General features: G+C 46.0%; 23 protein-coding genes. 7 read left to right on the top strand and 16 right to left on the bottom strand.

What is annotated here, in order from left to right:
* Positions 1-105 precede the first annotated feature (105 nt).
* Positions 106-660, top strand: coding sequence for a peptide deformylase (def, locus tag GNE05_RS07695; protein ID WP_160182635.1), 555 nt, complete (start codon positions 106-108; stop codon positions 658-660).
* Positions 661-694: 34 nt separating this feature from the next.
* On the opposite strand, the gene GNE05_RS07690 is transcribed toward def, so the two are convergent.
* Positions 695-1,468, bottom strand: coding sequence for a Cof-type HAD-IIB family hydrolase (locus GNE05_RS07690; RefSeq protein ID WP_160182634.1), 774 nt, complete (start codon positions 1,466-1,468; stop codon positions 695-697).
* A 354-nt stretch (positions 1,469-1,822) separates the two neighbouring features.
* Between GNE05_RS07690 and GNE05_RS07685 the strand changes: the two genes are divergently transcribed.
* Positions 1,823-2,032, top strand: a complete 210-nt coding sequence (locus tag GNE05_RS07685; RefSeq protein WP_003154548.1) for a DNA-dependent RNA polymerase subunit epsilon — start codon at positions 1,823-1,825, stop codon at positions 2,030-2,032.
* A gap of 5 nt (positions 2,033-2,037) precedes the next feature.
* A complete protein-coding gene (gene rnjA, locus GNE05_RS07680) occupies positions 2,038-3,705 on the top strand; it encodes a ribonuclease J1 (protein WP_003154550.1) in 1,668 nt (555 codons plus the stop codon).
* Between the two features lie 32 nt (positions 3,706-3,737).
* On the opposite strand, the gene ade is transcribed toward rnjA, so the two are convergent.
* The 5 genes from ade to GNE05_RS07655 form a co-directional block, all read right to left on the bottom strand.
* On the bottom strand, positions 3,738-5,471 hold the full coding sequence (ade, locus tag GNE05_RS07675; RefSeq protein ID WP_053285007.1) for an adenine deaminase: 1,734 nt from the start codon (positions 5,469-5,471) through the stop codon (positions 3,738-3,740).
* Between the two features lie 148 nt (positions 5,472-5,619).
* Complete coding sequence (gene ktrC, locus GNE05_RS07670) at positions 5,620-6,285, bottom strand: Ktr system potassium transporter KtrC (RefSeq protein WP_003154554.1); 666 nt, start codon at positions 6,283-6,285, stop codon at positions 5,620-5,622.
* Between the two features lie 40 nt (positions 6,286-6,325).
* Positions 6,326-7,153, bottom strand: coding sequence for a gamma-glutamylcyclotransferase family protein (locus tag GNE05_RS07665; RefSeq protein ID WP_014417635.1), 828 nt, complete (start codon positions 7,151-7,153; stop codon positions 6,326-6,328).
* Position 7,154: 1 nt separating this feature from the next.
* A complete protein-coding gene (locus GNE05_RS07660) occupies positions 7,155-8,459 on the bottom strand; it encodes an ATP-binding protein (RefSeq protein WP_014417634.1) in 1,305 nt (434 codons plus the stop codon).
* Positions 8,460-8,631: 172 nt separating this feature from the next.
* Positions 8,632-8,916, bottom strand: a complete 285-nt coding sequence (locus GNE05_RS07655) for a transcriptional regulator AbhA (protein ID WP_024085249.1) — start codon at positions 8,914-8,916, stop codon at positions 8,632-8,634.
* A gap of 270 nt (positions 8,917-9,186) precedes the next feature.
* Here GNE05_RS07655 and mreBH point away from each other — a divergent pair, with 270 nt between their 5' ends.
* The 3 genes from mreBH to GNE05_RS07640 all read left to right on the top strand — a co-directional run bounded on the left by mreBH (position 9,187) and on the right by GNE05_RS07640 (position 11,733).
* Entirely contained in the window at positions 9,187-10,194 is a 1,008-nt protein-coding gene (mreBH, locus tag GNE05_RS07650; RefSeq protein WP_014417632.1) for a cell shape-determining protein MreBH, read from the top strand.
* A gap of 71 nt (positions 10,195-10,265) precedes the next feature.
* Positions 10,266-10,400 carry a protein YkpC gene (locus GNE05_RS07645; RefSeq protein WP_003154559.1) on the top strand — a complete coding sequence of 45 codons (135 nt, stop codon included), beginning with the start codon at positions 10,266-10,268 and terminating at the stop codon, positions 10,398-10,400.
* 100 nt (positions 10,401-10,500) lie between these two features.
* Positions 10,501-11,733, top strand: a complete 1,233-nt coding sequence (locus tag GNE05_RS07640) for an aminopeptidase (protein ID WP_007409644.1) — start codon at positions 10,501-10,503, stop codon at positions 11,731-11,733.
* 28 nt (positions 11,734-11,761) lie between these two features.
* Here GNE05_RS07640 and GNE05_RS07635 read toward each other — a convergent pair whose 3' ends face one another.
* Together GNE05_RS07635 and GNE05_RS07630 are read right to left on the bottom strand one after the other, a co-directional pair.
* Positions 11,762-12,670: a ketopantoate reductase family protein gene (locus tag GNE05_RS07635; protein ID WP_021493748.1), complete on the bottom strand. Its 909-nt coding sequence runs from the start codon at positions 12,668-12,670 to the stop codon at positions 11,762-11,764.
* 112 nt (positions 12,671-12,782) lie between these two features.
* Positions 12,783-14,402 (bottom strand): ABC-F family ATP-binding cassette domain-containing protein, encoded by a 1,620-nt coding sequence (locus tag GNE05_RS07630; protein WP_007409642.1) that lies wholly within the window; start codon positions 14,400-14,402, stop codon positions 12,783-12,785.
* Between the two features lie 162 nt (positions 14,403-14,564).
* On the opposite strand from GNE05_RS07630, the gene GNE05_RS07625 reads away from it, so the two are divergent.
* The gene (locus GNE05_RS07625) at positions 14,565-14,834 is read left to right on the top strand and encodes a hypothetical protein (protein ID WP_021493749.1); all 270 of its coding nucleotides are present in this window, start codon (positions 14,565-14,567) and stop codon (positions 14,832-14,834) included.
* A gap of 37 nt (positions 14,835-14,871) precedes the next feature.
* Here the strand turns inward: GNE05_RS07625 and sipT are convergent, their stop codons facing one another.
* The 8 genes from sipT to GNE05_RS07585 form a co-directional block, all read right to left on the bottom strand.
* Positions 14,872-15,453: a signal peptidase I sipT gene (gene sipT, locus GNE05_RS07620; RefSeq protein WP_160182633.1), complete on the bottom strand. Its 582-nt coding sequence runs from the start codon at positions 15,451-15,453 to the stop codon at positions 14,872-14,874.
* A gap of 130 nt (positions 15,454-15,583) precedes the next feature.
* The gene (locus GNE05_RS07615) at positions 15,584-17,488 is read right to left on the bottom strand and encodes a PTS fructose transporter subunit IIABC (protein WP_063636613.1); all 1,905 of its coding nucleotides are present in this window, start codon (positions 17,486-17,488) and stop codon (positions 15,584-15,586) included.
* A 14-nt stretch (positions 17,489-17,502) separates the two neighbouring features.
* Entirely contained in the window at positions 17,503-18,414 is a 912-nt protein-coding gene (gene pfkB / locus GNE05_RS07610) for a 1-phosphofructokinase (RefSeq protein ID WP_045207294.1), read from the bottom strand.
* On the bottom strand, positions 18,411-19,166 hold the full coding sequence (locus tag GNE05_RS07605; RefSeq protein ID WP_014417627.1) for a DeoR/GlpR family DNA-binding transcription regulator: 756 nt from the start codon (positions 19,164-19,166) through the stop codon (positions 18,411-18,413). Before GNE05_RS07605 ends, pfkB begins: the two co-directional genes overlap by 4 nt.
* A gap of 281 nt (positions 19,167-19,447) precedes the next feature.
* Entirely contained in the window at positions 19,448-20,641 is a 1,194-nt protein-coding gene (locus GNE05_RS07600) for an ABC transporter permease (RefSeq protein ID WP_014417626.1), read from the bottom strand.
* Positions 20,638-21,330 carry an ABC transporter ATP-binding protein gene (locus tag GNE05_RS07595; protein WP_007409637.1) on the bottom strand — a complete coding sequence of 231 codons (693 nt, stop codon included), beginning with the start codon at positions 21,328-21,330 and terminating at the stop codon, positions 20,638-20,640. Before GNE05_RS07595 ends, GNE05_RS07600 begins: the two co-directional genes overlap by 4 nt.
* Positions 21,331-22,467 (bottom strand): efflux RND transporter periplasmic adaptor subunit, encoded by a 1,137-nt coding sequence (locus GNE05_RS07590; RefSeq protein ID WP_029973681.1) that lies wholly within the window; start codon positions 22,465-22,467, stop codon positions 21,331-21,333. It lies immediately after the preceding gene.
* A gap of 1 nt (position 22,468) precedes the next feature.
* Positions 22,469-23,167 (bottom strand): YknW family membrane protein, encoded by a 699-nt coding sequence (locus GNE05_RS07585; RefSeq protein WP_029973680.1) that lies wholly within the window; start codon positions 23,165-23,167, stop codon positions 22,469-22,471.
* Positions 23,168-23,349: the final 182 nt, after the last annotated feature.

Here is a 23,349-nt window from a genome sequence, read left to right as displayed (position 1 = left end):
CACCATGAACATCGGCCGGCCTGCTATGGCCGGCCAATTGTTTCGTTGCGCCGCGATAAAGAAATTCGCTATAATTTACATATTAAGCTTTAGGAGTGAAGTTTCTTGATTACTATGGAAAATATTGTACGCGACGGACATCCCGCGCTCAGAGAGATCGCTGAAGAGGTTCAGCTTCCCGCTTCTGACGAAGAAAAACAGCATCTTGCTGATATGATTGAGTTTGTGAAAAACAGCCAAAATCCTGAATTAGCCGAGAAATACAATCTTCGTCCGGGCGTCGGTCTTGCCGCTCCCCAAACAGACGTAAAAAAACGGATGATTGCCGTCCATGCAGAAGATGCGAAAGGCACTTTATACAGCTATGCTCTTTTTAACCCTAAGATCGTCAGCCACTCAGTGGAAAAAAGCTACTTGACGAGCGGAGAAGGCTGCCTGTCGGTAGACGAACCCATTCCCGGCTATGTGCCGCGCTACGCCCGCATCCGCGTAAAGGCGGTGACGCTTGAAGGAGAACAGATTGACATCCGCCTCAAAGGTTTTCCGGCCATCGTGTTTCAGCACGAAATCGATCATCTGAACGGCGTGATGTTTTACGACCATATTGATAAAGAAAATCCGTTCAAAGAACCTGAAAACGCCATTCCCATTGACCGTTAAAAATAACCGGCACTTCCCAAAGTGCCGGTTTTCTTTATTGCAAAAGGCCCAGTTCTTTGACGGCCCAGCTGATTCCTTCCTCATCCACCGGCTTTGTGACGAAATCAGCGGCAGCTTTTAATTCCGGAACCGCATTTCCCATCGCCACCCCGGTGCCGACAAAACGGATCATCTCAAGATCATTTAGTCCGTCGCCGAATGCATAAGTGTCACTTATGCCGTACGGAAGCCGCTCAAGCACTCTTTTAATGCCTTCCGCTTTTGAACCGTCTTTTGGAAGCACATCCGTTGACAATTCATGCCAGCGGACATAATCAAACTCCGGAAAAGCGGCATATGCTTTTTCTTCATGTCCGCGGCAGAATAAAAGCAGCTGATAAATTTCTTTTCCTTTATAAAAAGTTTCATCAACTTCGGGATAAGGCGCTTTCAGACTGCCGATTCCTTCCGAGACGTGCGGATGTCCGGGGACGGTCGTTTTCATCGTGTCTTCCGCCATAAATACGACGGGGTGCTCCCCTTCTGCCGCCTGCTTTAATAAACGCGCAACCGCATCTTCAGGAAGCGGATTTTTATAAATGACCTCACCTTCAAATACGACATACTGGCCGTTGTATGAAATAAATGATTCAATCTCAAGCTCTTCCAGAATCGGTTTTACCATAAACGGGGACCTTCCGCTGGCGATAAAAACGTGATGGCCAGCCTCTTTAAGCGCCGTCACGGCGTTTCTTGCGCTATCGGGAATATGTTTATCATGGTCATAGATCGTGCCGTCAATATCAAAAAAAATCAATTTTGGTTTCATGTCAATTTCTCCTTTTTCCCGTTTATCAGTCGTGTCTTTTTCAATATCATCATACAGAAAGTTTTTCTTCCGGAAAACCGCCTTGATGAAATTCCAGTTTTACCCACGAAAACAAATTCAGTTTTTCCGCATACTACTGCTATAAAGGGCTTCAAAGGAGGTATACAATGCTGCGCCGATTACGGAAGAAACTCAGAAGACAGTGGGGCGGAATGCTCCGGAAAAAAGTCATCGCGTAGAAGGGATCTTTCGGTTTTTGAAAGTCCCTTTTTTGCTCGAGACTTTCCTTATAATCCGTTTTCGAATATAATAGAATAAGCGAGTCTAACATACGGCATTTAAGGAGAGATTTGGATGATTTATAAGGTATTTTATCAAGAGAAGGCTGACGAAGTACCTGTTCGGGAAAAAACAGATTCACTTTACATTGAGGGCGTTTCAGAACGGGACGTCAGAACGAAACTGAAAGATCAGAAATACAACATTGAATTTGTTCAGCCTGTGGACGGTGCTTTTTTAGAATATGAGAAGCAGAGCGAAAATTTTAAAGTATTGGAGTTATGAGCGGAATGAAATTTGTGAAAAATGACCAGACTGCCGTTTTCGCCCTCGGCGGATTGGGCGAGATCGGGAAAAATACGTACGGGGTGCAGTTTCAGGATGAAATTGTACTGATTGATGCGGGAATCAAGTTCCCGGAAGATGAACTTCTCGGCATTGATTACGTAATCCCCGATTACACGTATTTAGTAAAAAATGAAGATAAAATTAAAGGTCTGTTTATCACCCACGGTCACGAAGACCATATCGGCGGTATTCCGTACCTGCTCAGACAAGTAAATATTCCCGTTTACGGCGGTAAACTCGCGATCGGCTTACTTCGGAATAAACTTGAAGAGCACGGGCTGTTAAGACAGACCAAATTAAACATCATCGGTGAAGACGACATCGTGAAGTTCCGCAAGACGTCTGTATCCTTCTTCAGAACGACACACAGCATTCCGGATTCATACGGAATCGTCGTCAAAACACCGCCGGGCAATATCGTACATACCGGGGACTTTAAGTTCGATTTCACACCGGTAGGCGAACCGGCAAACTTGACAAAGATGGCTGAAATCGGGAAAGAAGGCGTTCTGTGCCTGCTTTCTGACAGTACAAACAGTGAGGTTCCTGATTTCACCATGTCAGAACGCCGCGTAGGCGAAAGCATTCACGATATTTTCCGAAAAGTGGACGGCAGAATTATATTTGCGACATTCGCTTCAAATATACACCGTCTTCAGCAGGTGATTGAAGCAGCCGTTTTAAACGGCAGAAAAGTTGCCGTATTCGGACGCAGTATGGAATCGGCTATTGAAATCGGACAAAATCTCGGTTACATTACCTGTCCTAAAAATACGTTTATTGAGCATAACGAAATCAATCGTATGCCTGCCAATAAGGTAACGATTTTATGTACGGGAAGCCAAGGTGAACCGATGGCGGCGTTATCACGCATCGCTAACGGGACGCACCGGCAGATTTCCATTAATCCCGGAGATACGGTCGTCTTTTCTTCCTCTCCGATTCCCGGAAACACAATCAGCGTAAGCCGCACCATCAACCAGCTGTACCGTGCGGGCGCAGAAGTCATTCACGGTTCATTGAATGACATTCATACATCCGGACACGGCGGACAGGAAGAGCAGAAATTAATGCTCCGCCTGATCAAACCGAAGTTCTTTATGCCGATTCACGGTGAGTACAGAATGCAGAAAATGCACGTCAAACTCGCGACTGATTGCGGCATACCTGAAGAAAACTGCTTTATCATGGATAATGGCGAAGTGCTGGCCCTCAAAGGCGAAGAAGCCGCTGTGGCAGGCAAAATTCCGTCCGGCTCCGTTTACATTGACGGAAGCGGAATCGGTGATATCGGCAATATCGTGCTCCGCGACCGCCGCATTCTTTCAGAAGAAGGCCTTGTTATCGTTGTTGTCAGCATCAATATGGACGACTTTAAGGTTTCGGCGGGACCTGATTTAATCTCAAGAGGTTTTGTTTACATGAGAGAATCCGGTGATTTGATCAATGACGCGCAGCAGCTCATTTCGAACCATCTGGAGAAAGTAATGGATCGGAAAACAACGCAGTGGTCCGAAATTAAAAACGAAATTACCGATACACTAGCTCCGTTCCTATACGAAAAAACAAAACGCCGCCCGATGATCCTTCCGATCATTATGGAGGTCTAAAAAAAACTGCACTCATTACGAGTGCAGTTTTTTTATTGCAGCGGAATATGCTGAAAGGCTTTGACATCAAACAGACCGGCCGCCGTCATTTTAATATCCGGAATCACCGGAAGCGCTAAAAACGATAATGTGAGAAACGGATTGAAATCACCGGTGAATCCGAGCAGAGAAAGCTTTTCATGAAGCACGCCCAAGCTGTCATTGACCCATTCCGCCGACTTATCAGACAAAAGCCCGGCGATCGGAAGCGGAACGGAATGAAGCAATTCTCCGTTTTTCACGGCTGTTAATCCTCCTCCGGTGTCACGGAGCCTGTTGATTGCTTTTGCCAAATCGGCATCGTTTGTACCGACGGCGATGATATTATGGGAATCGTGAGAAATGGTTGTGGCGATGGCGCCTTCTTTTAACCCGAACCCTTGTACAATCCCGAGTCCTATCATTTTTTCGCCGCTGTGCCGCTCTGCGACGGCGATTTTTAATAAATCATTTTCTGTATCAGGACGAAACGCGTCAGCAGACGGTGCAGGCACTTCTTTTTTTCTCGTCTCCAAATGATTCGGTATCATTTCGATTACGTTCATTTTCTTGCCCTCTTGAATCGGTATATGAAAATCCGATTCAGTCAGCGGCGCTTTCAGCCGCACTGTATCCAACAGCGCCTGGTCCGGCGAATAGGAACCGGCAGACTGTTCATAAACCGTGCGTCCGTTCTCGGCAACGGTCCGGCCGGCGACCATGGTCTTCGTGACGGCAGCCTCCCGTACATCTGAAATGAACAGCAGATCTGCGTCAAAACCCGGCGCTACCGCCCCTTTTGTTTCAAGACCGTAGCACTCAGCCGCATTTAAGCTGGCGAGCTGATACGCAAGGAATGGATCAAGTCCCGCCTTTATCGCCATTTTGACTTGGTGGTTCACACTTCCTTCTGAAAGCAGATCATCTACATGCTTATCATCCGTGCAAAAGAAAAAGCGCCGCGCGTTTTTTTCATTCACCGCCGGCAGCACATTGAGCGTATTTTTTGCCACCGATCCTTCGCGCAGCATGACATACATCCCCCGTCTGATTCTGTCCAGCGCTTCTTCTTTTGTCGTCACTTCATGATCATTTGACACCATTGCGGTTCTATATATATTGATGATATCTGAAGAGAGTCCGGCTAAATGCCCGTCGATCCGTTTTCCGTGACGCTTGGCATCAAGCAGTTTCTGAAGCATATCCTCTTGACCTTCCGCAACAGACACATAATCCATTACTTCCGCAAGTCCGAGCACCTCTTTCTCCTGATAAAAAGGCTTTAAATCCTCGGCTTTTAATACGGCTCCTGAGCGTTCAAAGCTAGCGGCGGGAACACAGGAAGGAAGCATGAAACGGATGTTCAGCGGCGCCTTTTTCGCCTGCTCTATCATAAATGAAATGCCTTTTGCTCCGGAAACGTTCGCAATTTCGTGAGGATCAGTAATGACCGTAGTCACTCCGTGTGGGAGGACGGCTTTAGCAAATTCAATCGGAGTAACCATAGAGGACTCGATATGAACATGTCCGTCAATAAAGCCCGGAACGATCATTTGGCCTTCTGCATCAATGACTTCTTCCCCTTCATATTCGCCCAGCCCGACGATCACTCCGTCCGTAATGGCGATATCTGCAGAAATCCATTCCTGGTTAAATACATCCATGATTTTTCCGTTTTTAATGACGGTATCGGCTTTTTGTCTGCCGGCTGATGCATTCAGCCGTTCAGCCAGTGTTTCTTTGTTCAAAATGAGGCCTCCTCTTTTTCTTTATATGGTACAATATGCTATCGGATCGCTTGATCATAGTCAATAAAAATCGCAGAAAATACCGCTTACACGATAAATGTCTTACTATTCTGACATAATAAAAGACCGCCCTTTTACGGACGGCTTTTCACTTTGTATGAAGCACTCTTTTTTCAAATCGGGAAATGTCCGTAAGAGAGCCGATAACGATGAGAATATCTTCTTTTTGGATCATTTCAGTCGCCAGCGGAGATACGATCACTTCTTTTTCTCTCTTGATGGCCACGATATTAATGCCGTACTTCGCCCGGATGTCCAGGTCAAGCAGTGTGTTGCCCGCAAGCCTGCTGTTGGCCACGATCTCCACAATGCTGTGTTCGTCGGACAGCTCCAAATAATCAAGCACATTATTTGATACGATGTTGTGGGCGATGCGTTTTGCCATGTCACGTTCAGGGTGGACGATGTGGTCGGCCCCGATTTTCGCAAGCACTTTCTCATGATAATCGTTCTGCGCTTTAACCGTGATCGTGTTCACGCCGAGTTCCTTTAAGATCAGCGTCGTTAAAATGCTCGCCTGTATATTTTCGCCGATTGCCACAATGACGTGGTCAAAGTTGCGCAGCCCTAAGTTTTTCAGCACCGATTCATCGGTTGAATCGCCGATGACCGCGTGTGATGCGATTTTGGCGTATTCATTTACTTTATCTTCATCAATATCCATCGCCATGACCTCAAGGCCTTCTTCACTTAATGCTTTGCAAATACTTCCGCCGAAGCGTCCGAGACCGATAACGGCAAACTCTTTTCTCATAACAGTACTCCTTTAAACAATATCTCTAATAGGAATAGTATCACATTTTCGGCAATGAGTTCATATAGCGTTTAAGCTTTTCTGAAAAGGCGGGCGATAAATACAGGTCCGCTCCGCGTTCGATTTCTTCCTGATAGTGACCCGGAGGCGCAATTTCCTCAGCTTTATCAAGAACGAGAAACGTCAGGACGCCTCTGTATACACGGCCGCCGGCACACACTTCTATGAACGCGGGACGGTATGTGTGGTTATCAACACCTTCTCTTTTGTACAGATAGGTTGCCGCTTCAAACGGGAGCTTGTACAGCACGCCTTCAGTTCGTCCCCCGTCTTCAACAAGATCGGCTCTGGAACCGTCAGGACGCCTTAACGTGAATCTGGTCGAATACCCTTCAACAACCGCCCCTCCGACCGGCTCGGCAAAAAAGTGGTCGACCCCCGCCTGTTTAAACCGGGCATTGTCCATACAGGAGCCGTAAGCGAAATAATAAACCGGACTGTCATCCTCCCGTTTCATAAAACGGTATTCTTTCCAGTCTCCGCTTTTGATACGGCTGAATGAGGCACACTGGCCGGGCTTTACGACATATGCGAAGGCGGTTTTATTCCCGGCATCCGTCGTCACGGCAACCTCTTTCCGATCAAAATCAGCATAATACGCATCCAGCTTACGGATCATCTGATGATCTGTTTCATACAATTCCCCGTACACAAAAGCTGTTTCTGCTAAAGACGCCGCAGGCTGACCTTTATCCGTTTCGTACAGCACACCGTTTATCGCGGCCTGCTCGCACACACACGGAGCGCCTTTCAGCAGTTCATGGTTTTCTTCACGCTTCCGTAACAAACCGTATACAAAAAGAAGCAAGTTATTTTTCCTCCTTTTGGACAGCAGCCGCTTCTAACGGCAGAATCACCTGAAACGTACTGCCTTCTCCATTTTTGCTCTTAATGTTAAGTTTACCATTATGCTCCTTCAGAATTCGTAAACAAATCGGAAGACCGAGACCCGTTCCCTGATCTTTTGTTGAGAAAAACGGTTTCCCGATGTTTTCAAGCTTTTCTTTCGACATGCCGTTCCCTTCATCCTGTATGCTGATCACCGCGTATTCTTCATCCCGTTTTGTATAAATATGAATATTCCCGCCGTCAGGCATCGCTTCAATCGCATTTTTAATAATATTGATAAATACCTGTTTCAGCTGGTTTTCGTCACCGTTGACCATACAGGACTCAGTCTGCCTGAAATCCTTCTCAATCACAGTGTTCGACAGCACCGCGTTCGTGTCAAGAAGCGTCGCCACCTGCCTTAAAATATGGTTGAGATGATGAGCGGTAAACGTCACGGTCTGCGGCTTGGCGAGCAGAAGCAGCTCCCCCAGCACGAGATCAATCCTTTTAATCTCCGAAAAAATAATATCAAAATAATCCGTTCTTTCCGGATACTGGGCTTTCATCAGCTGGAGAAAGCCGCTGACTGACGTTAAAGGATTTCTTACTTCATGGGCGATTCCTGCCGCAAGCTCCCCGGCAATGGCCAGCTTTTGAGATTGCATGGCAAGGCGTTCGTTCGTCTCCAGAAGCTCGTCAACCGCTTTTTTCCGTTCACTGATATCAGACATCGTCCCCAGGCTTCCGACAAATTTCTGTCTGCGGTCATAATACAGCTTATAATGGACTTCTCCCCAAAAGATCGAGCCGTCTCTTTTAATATATTTGGCCGTAAACATTCCTGACGGGGACTGCTGCTTGATTTGGGAGATAATATAATCAATGATATGTTTTTCTTTTATAAAATAATCATTATACATCGTGCCCATACATTCGCTGATGGAGTGGCCCGTAATCGCCGTCCAGGCTTGATTCAAATATGTAATATTCCCTTGTGCATCCGTCTGAAAAACGATTTCCTGCAGATTGTCCATGATCCGGTTTTTCTCATCTGAAAGCGCCTTTGCTTTCTGCTCGCTGTCCTTCAGCTCCGCCAGCAGCTGCTTTTTATTATCCACATAATAAGCCAGCAGCCAGACGCCGATTAATGTGACGGCGGTAAAGGTGATGTCAACTGGCCAGTTAATCGGATTCCGTTCAATCATATAAAATAAATAATCCCAAAACATAATAAAAATCATTGCCAAGATTAAGGAAATGATACGCGCTTGATATTTTCCCATAGTCCCACCTGCCGCTAGCATTTCTACATATATTGTAACATTGTTGACTGCATTATTGACTAAAAAATGATAACTATTCCCAATTAATTGAGCAGGTTCGCTTACTTTTCCCGTGAGTTTTTGCACAAGTTCATAATAAAAGGACGGAATGATGCTCCGCCCTTTTTGCTGATTATGATCTATCTTTTAACGCTTCCTCGATTTCCTCAAGCAGCATTTTCGCTCCTTCAGGACTTAAAATAATTTTGCCGTTGCCGTACTCCTGATTTTCGGAGGTAATTTCCCCCGTCATTAAGCAAATGCCGTGCGGCTTGTATTTTTTTAAGACAATTTTGTCTCCGTCAACGAAAAATTCAATACTATCTTTAATAGCGATATCCAATGCTCTTCTCAATTCAATCGGCATGACAATACGCCCGAGTTCGTCTACTTTTCTTACTACACCAATTGATTTCATAGAAATCCCCTACTTCCTTTAATGTCTCTTCTTTATGTCCAAGGAAAATCCTTCATAAACGTAGACGAAAGGAACGGAGCAAAAGTTTCTCAGCATCCGGAACTGAATGTTTTTTTACAGAAGAAAATCCTTTTGAAATATGGGATACAGACTTTCCCTCCTTTTTTACAAAAACATTTCATTCCCGGCGGAAACCCCCAAAAATCGTGGTTTTTCTCAGAAACTTTAAATGTAGAATCAATTAAATCAGGATAGGGATTGGGTGAAAACATGTTTCAATCAACTGAGATCGGAATCGACTTAGGAACCGCTAATATACTTGTTTACAGTAAAAATAAAGGAATTATTTTAAACGAACCTTCCGTTGTCGCTGTAGATACAACAACGAAAGCGGTGCTTGCCATCGGAACGGATGCCAAAAGCATGATCGGAAAGACGCCGGGGAAAATCGTCGCCGTACGGCCGATGAAAGACGGTGTCATTGCTGATTATGATATGACAACTGACTTATTAAAACACATTATGAAAAAAGCCGGAAAAAAAATCGGAATGACTTTCCGCAAACCGAATGTCGTCGTCTGCACGCCTTCAGGCTCAACAGCCGTTGAACGCCGCGCCATCAGTGACGCTGTCAAAAACTGCGGAGCGAAAAACGTTCACTTGATTGAAGAACCCGTAGCCGCTGCAATCGGGGCCGACCTCCCTGTTGACGAGCCGGTCGCAAACGTCGTCGTAGATATCGGCGGCGGTACGACTGAAGTCGCCATCATCTCATTCGGAGGCGTCGTATCCTGCCATTCAATCAGAATCGGCGGCGACCAGCTTGATGAAGATATCGCCTCGTTCGTCAGAAAAAAATACAACCTGCTGATCGGGGAACGTACGGCAGAACAAGTGAAAATGGAAATCGGTTTTGCATTGATTGAACATGTGCCGGAAACGATGGAAATCCGCGGCCGTGACCTTGTAACCGGTCTGCCGAAGACAATCAGACTGCAGTCTAATGAAATTCAGCACGCGATGCGTGAGTCGCTCTTACATATTCTTGAAGCGATCAGAGCGACACTTGAAGATTGTCCGCCGGAGCTCAGCGGTGATATCGTTGACCGCGGCGTCGTGTTAACCGGCGGAGGCTCCCTTTTAAACGGGATGAAAGAATGGCTGACAGAAGAAATCGTCGTTCCCGTTCATTTGGCGGCAAATCCGCTTGAATCAGTGGCTATCGGCACTGGGCGTTCATTAGACGTCATCGACAAGCTGCAAAAAGCGATTAAATAATAAGATTGTGCTTCTTTTTTCTCCGGCCGGCTCATATTGTGAGAACTGGAGAAACATTAAGGAGGAAGCATATGCTTAGAGATGTGGGAAGACGCGTAGCAGTAGCCGTCATTTTAAGCGGAATTATTTTGGGGGGTATGAGCATTTCACTGGCCAATATGCCCCATTCTCCGGCCGGCGGCGCCGTAAAACTGAATCACCCGTAAAGACGCAGCAAAAGCTGTGTCTTTTTCGTTTGTGCTCCTTTCTTTCCTTTATGAGGCGATATTTGATATGATGAGAAAAACCAATGAGGAGGAATGAACGATGAGTTCGTTTACTGAAAAGTTACATACATATGCTCAGCTGGCGGTAGAAGTCGGCGTCAATGTCCAAAAAGGACAGCATGTCGTAATCAATGCCTCAACTGATGTTAGGGAACTTGTCAGACTGCTTGCCAAACATTCTTATGAAAAAGGCGCAAAAAACGTCACCGTAAATTGGCAGGACGATGAACTGTCCAGATTAAAATACGAGATGGCACCTTTTGAAGCGTTTGAAGAGTATCCTGAATGGGAAGCAAAAGGCAAAGAAGAGCTCGCGAAAAAAGGGGCTGCGTTTATTTCTGTCGTCTCATCCGACCCCGACCTGTTAAAAGGCACTGACGGCAAACGGATTGCAGCGTTCCAAAAAGCCGCCGGAAAAGCATTGCATACATACAGACAATATATTCAATCAGATAAGGTCAGCTGGACGGTGATCGGAGCGGCTTCAACAGGCTGGGCGAAAAAAGTGTTCCCGGATCAGCCGGAAGAAACAGCCGTTCAGCTTTTATGGGAAGAAATTTTCAAAACGACCCGCGTAAATGAAGAAAACCCTGTGGAAGCATGGAAAAAACATGATCAAAATCTTCATGAGAAAGTGGAACACCTGAACAAAAAACATTACAGCGCCCTGCATTATCAAGCTGAAGGAACAGACTTAACCATTGAACTGCCGAAAAAACATGTATGGGCAGGCGCGGGAAGCGTGAATGAGAGCGGGCACGAATTCATGGCCAACATGCCGACAGAAGAGGTTTTCACCCTCCCGCAGCGTGACGGGGTGAACGGCACGGTTTCCAGCACGAAACCGCTGAGCTACGGCGGCAACATTATTGATAACTTCACTCTTACCTTTGAAAACGGCCGCATTGTCGATGTGAAAGCTGAAAAAGGCGAGGAGATTTTAAAAGGCATCGTCGAAACCGATGAAGGCTCACACTATCTCGGAGAAGTGGCCTTAGTGCCGTACGATTCACCGATTTCACAATCAAATATTTTATTTTACAACACACTGTACGATGAAAACGCCTCTAACCACTTGGCGATCGGCAGTGCGTATGCCTTTAATATTGAGGGCGGTAAACAAATGACACGGGAAGAGCTTGTCAAAGAGGGCTTAAATGAAAGCATTACACACGTAGATTTTATGGTCGGTTCCAAAGATATGAATATCGACGGCATTACGGCGGACGGCAAAAGAGAACCGATCTTCAGAAACGGAAACTGGGCATTTTAATAAAAAAGGAGGCGATCAGGCCTCCTTTTTATTTCGCTTCATACATTTGCAAGTTGGCGCAGACGGTTTCCAAAACAGGTGTATCAACTGACAAGCCTTTCGCTTTCTCAAGCAAAAATCCGTGTAAATGATCACCTTCCGTCACCCTGCCCTTTTCCATATCTCTCAGCATCGACGATTTCATATGGTAAGACATGCTTGTCAATGTGCGATAACTCTCTTCTTCCAGACCAGGATCTTTCGGGATGCCGGCAGCCTTGAAAATGGCTCCGATTTCAGCAAAGAGGCGCTTTGCCGTGTTGCGGCCGCCTTCTGTTTCTAAAATCGGTCCGACCGGCTGTTGAAACAGAGTGGTCACTCCCGCCTGCGCGGCAATAAACATATATTTTTTCCAAATGTCCTTTTCAATATCCCGGCTGATGATGACATCCGCTTTCACACCTGCAAATGCGTTTTCCAGCTCGTTCATACGTTCTGTGCGTTCCCCGTTCCATTCACCGAAAACAAAGCGGTGGGCAGCGCTCGTATGAAGAATTTCCCCTTTGTCGTTAAGGGCGCTCTCAATAAAGCAGAGGCCGCCCAGCACCTGCCGTTTTGAAAAAGCTTCAAACAGCTGGTTATAGTGCCTGTATCCGTTTAAAAAAGGAATAATGACCGACGAAGGTTTGACAAACGGTTTGACATCCCGAATAACGTCCTGCAAAGAATACGCTTTTGAAGCGATAATAACGGCGTCAAATGCTCCTTCTTCGCCCGCCATCATTAATTTCGGCTTGATTGAAACATCACCTTTTGCACTTTTGACGATCAAACCCGTTTCTTGTAATTGTTCCGCCCGTTTCTTGCGGACGAGAAACGTAACGTCATTTCCCTTTTCTGCAAGACGCGCGCCGATATATCCGCCCACTCCTCCAGCTCCGACAATTAAAAACTTCATGATGCATTCCTCCGTCTCTTTTCAAGTTATGTATTCATTTATTGTAACGGGAAGTCAGAAGATTGAAAACTTTTTTCATAAATAAAAAAGCAGAGTCTCCCCTGCTTCTTTATTACGCGTATAGCTCTTCAAGCTTTTTCTGTACATCCGCGTTTTCAAGAAATTCGTCATAAGACATTTGTTTGTCAACAATGCCTTTAGGCGTTAATTCAATGATGCGGTTGGCAATTGTCTGTACAAACTGATGGTCATGAGATGAAAACAGCATAGCGCCTTTAAAACTGATTAAGCCGTTGTTAAGCGCCGTAATGGATTCCAAATCTAAGTGGTTTGTCGGTTCATCCAGAATTAAAATATTCGCGCCGGAAAGCATCGCTTTTGAAAGCATGCAGCGCACTTTTTCTCCTCCGGAAAGGACGTTTGATTTTTTGTTGACTTCTTCTCCTGAGAACAGCATGCGTCCTAAGAAACCGCGCAGAAAGCTTTCGCTTTGGTCATGTGGCGAGTATTGGCGGAGCCAGTCAACAAGGTTCGCATCGCTGCCGTCAAAATACTCGCTGTTGTCTTTAGGGAAGTACGCCTGAGAAGTGGTCACGCCCCATTTAAATGTGCCGCTGTCTGCTTCCATTTCCCCGGAAATGATTTTAAACAATGTCGTAACGGCAAGTTCGTTGCGGCCCGTAAAAGCGATTTTATCTTCTCTGTTCATAATAAAGCTGACGTTATCAAGCACTTTTACCCCGTCAATCGTTTTTGTTAAGCCTTCAACCCGCAGCACGTCATTTCCGATCTCGCGTTCCGGCGTGAAATTGACATAAGGATAACGGCGTGATGACGGTTTGATATCATCAAGCGTGATTTTATCAAGGAGTTTCTTTCTTGATGTCGCCTGCTTTGATTTAGAAGCGTTGGCGCTGAATCTGGCCACGAACTCCTGAAGCTGTTTAATCTGCTCTTCTTTTTTCTTGTTGGCTTCCTGAGAAAGCTTTAAAGCAAGCTGGCTGGATTCATACCAGAAATCATAGTTGCCGACGTACACTTGAATTTTATTAAAATCAAGATCGGCGATGTGCGTGCACACTTTATTTAAAAAGTGACGGTCATGGGATACGACGATGACTGTGTTCTCAAAGTTGATTAAAAACTCTTCCAGCCACTGAATCGCTTTCAGATCCAAGTGGTTGGTCGGTTCATCAAGCAGCAGAACGTCCGGCTTGCCGAAAAGCGCCTGTGCCAAAAGCACTTTCACCTTTTCTGAACCGCCTAAGTCCGCCATTTTCTTCGTATGCAGGTCTTCAGAGATGCCCAGCCCCTTTAACAAAATAGCGGCTTCACTTTCAGCTTCCCATCCGTTTAATTCCGCAAACTCTCCTTCAAGCTCAGCGGCGCGGATGCCGTCTTCATCTGAAAAATCAGGCTTCATATAAATCGCGTCTTTTTCCTGCATGACTTCGTATAAACGTTTATGTCCCATAATGACGACTTTCAGCACTTCGAAGTCTTCATATTCAAAGTGGTTCTGCTTCAGAATGGCAAGACGTTCACCCGGGCTCATATGGACATCGCCGGTCTGCGGCTCCAGCTCACCGGATAAAATTTTCAAAAATGTTGATTTTCCGGCACCGTTTGCGCCTATTAATCCGTAGCAGTTGCCCGGCGTAAATTTAATATTGACATCTTCAAATAACTTGCGATCCGCAAAACGCAAGCTCACATTATTTACAGCAATCATTTAGAATCCTCCATCGTGTCTATCATCATTAAAAGTATACCATGAATAAAGGGGAAGAGAAATGTTTCCCTGCGAATATACGGGTTTGAAAAGATGCAGGCGTCAAACCCGGAGCGCTGTGATACAATAGATATATATACATATTCATCACGGAGGAACAAGTTGAAGCTTTTAACACTCACAGAATACTGTCTTATGATTTTCTTCACCGGGGTTTTTCTGGCCGTCACAGGCTTTACGGCCCGTGACATCGGCTTGTACGTGGGAATCGCCCTCATTTATACGTTTTCGCATCTCTTTTCAAAACGGATGCTTGAAAAACGCGGCAAAGAGAAGAAGCAGGTGAATCTTTTTTTCAGCGTTCTGGCCATTGTCGGATCAGTGCTGGCCACGGTATTGTTCATCGCCGTCGCCGCCTCGTTTGCCAAATAAAAAACGCCTGCTGTCCAAATCGGGCAGCGCGGCGTTTTTATTTTGTCTGACGCATATCATGAAACGGGAAGAACACAAACTTCGAGGTGCCGACGATCCGGTTTTCGGCAATTAAACCGAGTCCGTTCCGGCTGTCCATTGAGTTCAGCCGATTGTCGCCCATGACGAAGTATTTGCCTTTCGGAATCTTTACGGGGCCGAAATCTCCCGTCAGGTTGACTCCCAGTTTTTTCGCTTCTTTTTTATTGCTCGCGAGGTACGGTTCTGCGATTTTTTTGCCGTTTATATAAAGCGTGTCATTTTTCATTTCCACCGTTTCTCCCGGTTTTCCGATGAGCCGCTTTACATAATGGACTTTCGATGTATCGCCGTTAATAATGACGATGTCCCCCCGCTCGATTTCTCCGATATAATTGACGCTTTTGTTGACAAACAGCCTTTCACCGTCATGTAATGTCGGGTACATTGATGATCCTTCCACTAAGTACGGTTCGAACAGGAAATGGCGGATTAACAGCGCAAGTGCGACCGCTATAATGATGGCCTTTCCCCATTCCCAATACGTGTTGGATTTTCTTTTTACCGATTTTTCAGAAGTAGGTTTTTGTTCTTCAGTCAACGTGGTTCCTCCTAGACGATCACTGTTTCAGTTCATGCACCATCTTTACTTTATCATAACTCATCACAAAATACATAACGCTTCTATGCGTACATGATTGAAAAAAGCGCCCGTAAAGGACGCTTTTTGCTTATTTCTCTACAACCGGTTTTTTGACGATTCCCAAGATAACAGCCGTTACAATCGCTCCGATCACGATGCTCATTAAATAAAGCAGCGGATGGTTCGTAATGAATGCAACGAATATTCCTCCGTGCGGTGCAGGAAGCGTTACCCGGAAAAACTCTGTCAACCCGCCAGCTACCGCAGAACCGACAACGGCTGCAGGGATGACGCGAAGCGGATCAGCCGCTGCAAACGGGATGGCGCCTTCTGTAACGAAAGCTGCTCCCATAAAGTAGCACGTAATACCGGCTTCACGGTCACGTTTAGAGAATTTGTGTTTAAAGAATGTTGTTGCCAGTGCGATTCCAAGCGGCGGAGCCATTCCGCCCGCCATGATGGCCGCATGCGGCGCATAGTTTCCGGCATCGATCATCGCAATTCCGAATGTGAACGCCGCTTTATTGAGCGGGCCGCCCATGTCGATAGCCATCATACCGCCTAAAATAATACCCATTAAAACAAGGTTTCCAGTTCCAAGGCTTTCAAGCCAATTTGTTAAGAAATTCATGAACGCTGCTACAGGTGTGTTAATGACAAATTGCATCAGAACTCCTGTGATAAAAATACCGAGCAGCGGATAAATCAATACAGGTTTTAATCCGTCAAGAGATTGAGGGATAAAGACAAACAGCTTTTTCAGCAGGATTACGACATAACCGGCTAAGAATCCGGCAATCAGTCCGCCCAAGAATCCGGCATTCGCCTGCGTAGCCATAAATCCGCCGACCATACCCGGCGCAAATCCCGGACGGTCCGCAATACTCATTGCAATGAATCCGGCAAGAACTGCAACGATCAGTTTTAACGCATTATCGCTGCCGATAAAGTTCAGCGCTGCGGCAAACGTGTTGTATGTCGGGTCTTTCGGATCAGCTGAATGAATGCCCCAGAAGAATGAGATCGCAACGAGAATTCCGCCGCCGACGACAAATGGCAGCATGTTGCTGACACCGCTCATTAAGTGTTTATAGAAAGTGCTTCCGATGCTTGTTCCTGATTTCTGTTTCGGGCCGTCTTCATCTGAAGCGGAAGATCCTCCGCCGCTGCCCTCGTAAATCGGCGCATCTTGGTTAACGGCTTTTTCAATCAGTTCCTGAGGACGTCTGATACCAGCTGTTACAGGTACTTGAAGAACATGTTTGCCTTTAAAGCGTTCCATTTCAACCTGTTTATCAGCCGCCACGATGATCGCAGGCGCGTCTTCAATTTCTTGAGCCGTCAGCTTATGTTTGATACCGCTTGAGCCGTTTGTCTCGACTTTAATGTCAACGCCGAGCTCTTTCGCTTTTTCCTTCAGTGCGTCAGCTGCCATGAACGTATGGGCGATACCTGTCGGACATGCCGTAACGGCAAGGATTTTGCCTTTTCCTGACGGCGCTGCCTGTTCTTCCTGCTCTTCTTCTTCCTCATCGTCATCTTTGTCATGCTGATTGATGATGTCAATGATCGCATCTTCTGATTCAGCTTCAAGAAGCTGTTTGCGGATTTCCTCACGCATAAGAAGCGTTGAAAGTCTTGATAATGCCTCAAGGTGCGTATTATTCGCTCCTTCGGTTGCCGCAATCATAAAGACCAGGTGTGCCGGCTGACCGTCTAATGATTCATAATCCACACCATCTTTTGAACGGCCGAATGCGATGGCCGGGTTAATGACGCTCGCCGTCTTCGCATGAGGGATGGCAATGCCTTCGCCGATTCCCGTTGAGCTTTGGCTTTCACGATTTAAAATGGCTGCTTTGTAAGCCTCTCTGTCATTTAATCTGCCGGCTTTGTCAAGCACTGTCACCATTTCATCGATAACGTTTTCTTTCTCTTTGCTTTCTATATTGAGATGAATTGTATCTCTTGTTAACAGCTCAGTTATCTTCACTTTTCTTTCCTCCTCTATAGACGTGTGACTTTAACTTCAGGAAGAAGCTGCTGTACAAACTCTTCAGTTCCGAGTTCTTCAGAAAATGCCGTCGCGCTTCCGGAAGCAACTCCTAAACGGAACGCATCTTCCAAAGGCAGCTGTTTTGAAATTCCCGCAAGGAATCCCGCGACGACGGAATCACCCGCGCCTACCGAATTGACAAGCTTTCCTTTAGGAACATTGGCGAGGAAAACCGCCTCTTTCGTAAATAAAAGCGCACCGTCGCCAGCCATCGAAACAATCGCATGTTCAGCGCCTTGTTCAATCAATTTTTTACCGTAAGGAACGGCAGCTTCGGCTGAATCAATGACCGTATTGAACATTTCCCCAAGCTCATGATGATTCGGCTTCATCAAAAACGGTTTCATTTCTGTCGCTTTCATCAGCGCTTCACCGGAGATGTCCACCACTACCCGGGCATTCTGCTTTCTGCATGCCTCAGCAATTTTTTCATACGTGTTATGCGGCAGGGAAGATGGGATGCTTCCCGCTAAAACGACGATGTCTCCCTCTTCCAGAGCGGAGAACTGTTCTAAAAAGGTATTGAACACTTCGTCTGAAATCGTCGGGCCCTGTCCGTTAATTTCCGTTTCATCGCCCGTTTTCAGTTTTACATTTATACGCGTGTCTTCATCCACCTCAGAAAAAGCCGTTTCCAGACCTTCCTGCTGCAAAAATGACGTAATATAATTTCCGGTAAATCCGCCGACAAACCCCAATGCTTTTGACGGCACATGGTGTCTTTTCAGTAATCTCGAAACGTTGATGCCTTTTCCGCCGGGATACTTCGTGTCATAGCTGGAACGGTTTAAACCGCCTACGGCAAAATCTTCAACGTGAACGATATAGTCAACAGAAGGATTGAGGGTTACAGTGTAAATCATGGTTTCACTACCTTTACGACAGTTTTTTCTTGGTAATTATCGAATGCAAGTTCTTCAGCTTCAGTGGTAATGATAGCTGCATCGCCCAAGGCGGCGAACGCTGCGAAAGAAATCTCGCCGAATTTAGAAGGATCGGCTAAAACATACGCATTTTTCGCCTGTCTCACAGCCTTTGTCTTCAGAAGAGCCTCATCCGGATCGGGTGTTGTAAAGCCGGCTTCAATGTGCACGCCGTTCACCCCGAGAAAGCTTTTGTCAAAACGGTACTGGCTGACCGCCGTTAATGAGGCGCCGCCGATCATCGCACCTGTTCTATGCTTCACATATCCTCCGAGAAGATAAAAAGGAATCCCTTTCCTTATTAAAGCGTCGATATGCATAACTCCGTTTGTGACAACCACAATGTCCTTTGTATGATCTATAAAATCAATCATGTGCAATGTAGTTGTTCCCGCATCGAGGTAAATACAGTCACCTTCTTCTAATAAAGATGCCGCTTCTTCAGCGATCTTCAGTTTATCTTGAAGGTTTTTGGAGGATTTTTCAAGCATATCGGGTTCTTGCCTGCTGTTGGAAAGTTTAGACGCCCCGCCGTGAACGCGCTTTAAAAACCCGCGCTCTTCAAGTGTTGATAAATCTCTTCTGATCGTTGATTCAGAAGCGTTTGTCATGCTTATCAGCTCTTGAATCTTCACCACATCTCGCTTTTCAATCTGATCCATAATCAGCTGATACCTTTCAGGAGTAAGCATATTCCGCCTCCTTTGAAAACGTATTCATTTCGGCTGCAAGATAATTGTAAACGCTTTTTTTACTTCAAGCAACTAAAATCACTCAAATTCATTCAATAACTATCAAAATCTTTCACATTTGTTCATATTAACGTATGTACATAGGGTTTGTAAACTGTAAATTCGACAAAAAGGGGGTCAATTGTATGACATTTTCTTTTTATCATAAATGAAAAAAGTCTATTATATTCATTCAATCATTAAAACACAAAAAACCCCATGCAGACTGCATGGGGTGCCGGTTATTCATACCTTAATGCTTCAATCGGATCTAAGCGTGATGCTTTGTTGGCGGGCAGCATGCCGAAAATGACACCGATCAGCATACTGAACAGCACGCCGATACAAACCACCTGCCAGGAAACGAGCGACGGCCAGCCTGCGATAAGGGAAACGAGTGATGCTCCCCCGTAGCCGAGACCGATTCCGATTAAGCCGCCGATTAATGTAAGCACAACAGATTCAATTAAGAATTGTGTCAGAATCTGTCCTCTCGTGGCACCGAGCGATTTGCGGATGCCGATTTCTCTTGTCCGTTCCGTCACTGATACGAGCATAATATTCATGACCCCGATCCCGCCGACAATGAGAGAAATACCGGCGATCGAACCGATGATCGTCGTCATGACGGTCGTGACCTGACCGATTCCCGCCGCGATTTCTTCCATATTCATGACTTGATAGGCCTCTTTTGTACCGTGATTGTCATTTAAGAGACGGGCCGCTTCTTTTCCTGTTGTTTTGATTTGATCAGCGGACTCCGTCTGAACGGAAACGTTGCTGTAGTCGTTAGTACCGAAAGACGTTTTCAGCATGTTGAACGGCACATACATTTCACTGAGTCCTAACGATAAAAAACCGCTCTCTTCTTTCAGTACGCCGATTACTTCAACGGGCTGTCCGCCGGCCCAGACGATTTTTCCGAGCGGAGACGTTTTCCCGAACAGCTTTTCAGCCATTTTTTTCGAGATGATTCCTGCTCTTTTCCCGGAAAGAAAATCATTGTCCGTAAATGTCCGTCCATCTTGAACGTCCAGCTTTTTTACGTCCATGTAGCCGCTGTTAATGCCGTTCAGCGTAATATCCGTGTCTTCTTCATGGTAACGGGCCGTCATGGATTTTACCGCGGAAGCGACAACCTGCTTTACGCCGTCCACTCCTTTTAATCCATTAATATCTTCTTCTGTAAAACTCGCTTCCTGTAAGGCGTTCGGATTGGCTGTTAATTCTTCATCACTCGGAAGGTAAAACAATTCAATCGTATTGCCCGGCCCGCTGATGGATTGCTTCAGCATTTGCTCTCCGCCCTGGCCGACAGCCACAACAACAATTACTGAACCGACGCCGATAATGATTCCGAGCATCGTCAGAATCGATCTCAGCTTGTGAGCTCTTACGGAACTGAGGGCCATCCGGAGATTTTCTAACAGGCTCATTCTCCCACTCTCCTCTGCTCAGCATCGCGGGAAACGATCATGCCGTCACGGACGAAAATCACTCTGTTTGTACAGTCCGCCACTTCAGGCTCATGAGTGACAAGCACCACGGTCACGCCCTCTGCATTAAGCTCTGTGAACTGCTCCATAATAGAAATGCTTGTTTTCGTATCCAGCGCGCCGGTCGGTTCATCAGCTAAAATGAGCTTCGGTTCGTTCACGATGGCTCTTGCAATCGCGACACGCTGCTTCTGGCCGCCTGACAGCTCATTCGGCATGTGACGCATCCGATCCGCCAAACCGACTTTTTCCAGCGCATGCTCAGCCCGTTCCTCACGCTCTTTTTTGCCGATACCGGCGTAGATCATGGGGAGTTCGACATTTTTTCTTGCATTCAATCGCGGCAGCAGCTGAAACTGCTGAAAAACAAATCCGATTGATTTGTTCCGGACCGCCGCAAGCTCTTTTTCAGTGCATGAAGAAACATCTTCGCCCGCAAGCCTGTAACTGCCGGACGTCGGTCTGTCAAGACAGCCGATGATATTCATGATCGTAGATTTCCCCGATCCCGACGGTCCCATAATTGACACATATTCTCCTTCTTCAATCGTCAGGTCGATTGAACGGAGAACATCAAACGTCTCCTTGCCGATCTGATAGCTTTTTTTCACCTTTGAAAGCTGAATCATCTATGCTTTCACATCCGTTCCGTCAGTCAAACCGTCAGCCGGATTCAGAATGACTCTATCATCCTTTGAAAGCCCCTCTTTTATCTCCGTAAGCTGATTTGCGGTATCGCCGACTTTAACTTTCACGCGTTTGGCCTTCCCGTCTTTTACCGTAAAGACCCAGTGCTCATCTCCGTCTTTTTTGACCGCGGAGGACGGCAGCGTATCGGCTTTCCGTTTGTCGGTTTCAATGTTCATAATTAATTTAAACCCCGGCTTGCCCTCCGGAAGGTTTCCGATCAGCTTAACCTGGAACGGATACTGCACGGCCTGTTCCGTGCTTTCCCCCGAAGCAGCGCTTGACTTTTGATCAGGAACGAGGCCGACAGCCGCCACTCTCCCTTTCCACGTTTTACCGGGAATGGCGTCTGAGGTAATCGTAACGCTTTGTCCCTTTTTCACTTTCAGCGTGTCGTATTCGGACAAATTGCCGGCAACGATCAGGTGTTCCGGGTCTCCTATATGTATAACCGGTTCTTGAATATCCGATTTTTTAGAAGCCGCTTCTTGATTTACCGAGATTACCGTCCCGTCCATCTCACTCTTAACATTGAGATTCGCCACTTGATTTTCAAGAGACTGCTTTTGCAAATCAGATTGCTTTAATTCGATTTCCGCCGTTTTTTGCTGAAGCTGCAGATCAGTCCGTTCGGATTCAATTTGTTTTTTGGCTTCCGCTTCCCCCACTTGTTTTGCCAGATCTTGTTCCTTGCTGTTTAATGCTTTGAGTTTTTCTTCAACTTGTTCGATTTGCATCCGTTTTGATTGTTCTGTCAACTCATTTTGTTCTTTATCAAGATTGAGCTGCTCATTTGTATACGTGACTAACGACGACCCTTTTTTTACTTTGTCGCCTTCTTTTACTTTCACTTTATCAAGAGTTCCTTTATCCGCTTCATAAAAAACATACTGTTCTTTAGAGAATTTAAGTGTTCCCGGAACCATGACCGTAGAGGAGATTTCTCTGTTTTCCATGGTTCCGGTTTCGATTTTTTTCCCGGCGCTGCCGCCCGCGGGAGCGGCAGACTTATAAATATTGATACCGATGAATACTGCAACAATTACGGCGATGCCGATTCCGATCCAAATTTTTTTCATGTTATACACCTGCTGTCACTGAACTTAACAGTCCTCCGACTGCCGAAACCAAAAGCATAATAACAAACAGGACAATCGCGGAAGTCCAGGCCGCTTTTTTCGAAATGCCGCCTGTATAGCGAAGTCCCAAAGCGAGCAGAATATAGCTCCAGATGCTGAAAATGTCGAACGCGCTTAAAAAGACCGCGACGCCGTCTCCGGCCGGTATGACACTCGCCAAAGATGTAACGGCGTACAGTGAGCCCGCACCGGTAAAATAAGTGACAAGACCGTTAATGACTAAGCCGATATTGGTAATGAATGCCGTAAACAGGCTGAGTGAGAGCATTTTTTTATAAGTTGTCACGCCGCCTGAAATTTTGACGCACAGCCAGTAAATGAGCGGAACGATAAACAGAGCGATAATGCCCCCGAAGATTCCTCCGAACATCGAGCCGAATTTAGCAATGGTTTTGGTCATTTCAATCTGATCATCCGACAATCCGTCAAGAGATGTGCTGTTCAGCACTTCTTCATAATTCATCCCCAGTCCGCGCAAAATACTGCCGGCCGCGATGAGAATGATGACAATCAGTAGAGGAATGCCGATGACCGGCTTTTCTTTTAATCTTTTAAACTGCACAACAGGACTTGTAATGACTCCGAAAATTGACGGCTTTTCCGTTACTGCCGTATTGCCTTTTTCCAGGTTTGGTTCCATATTGCTGATGCCTCCTATGTATTATTCTGTTTATACGTACGCTTTAGGCTGAGAGAAGTTTCAATTTTTTTGCCGTTTGCGTATTTATGCTAAATTGTAACACAAATTCTCAGCTTTACGTTCCATAATTATGTAAAAAAAAGTATTGTCAGACCGGTATGACGGGAGGCTCAAAGCCTTGT

Origin of the sequence: Bacillus sp. AM1(2019), assembly GCF_009906915.1 — a bacterium.
GTDB lineage: Bacteria > Bacillota > Bacilli > Bacillales > Bacillaceae > Bacillus > Bacillus velezensis.
This window is presented reverse-complemented; position numbering and strand designations above follow the sequence as displayed.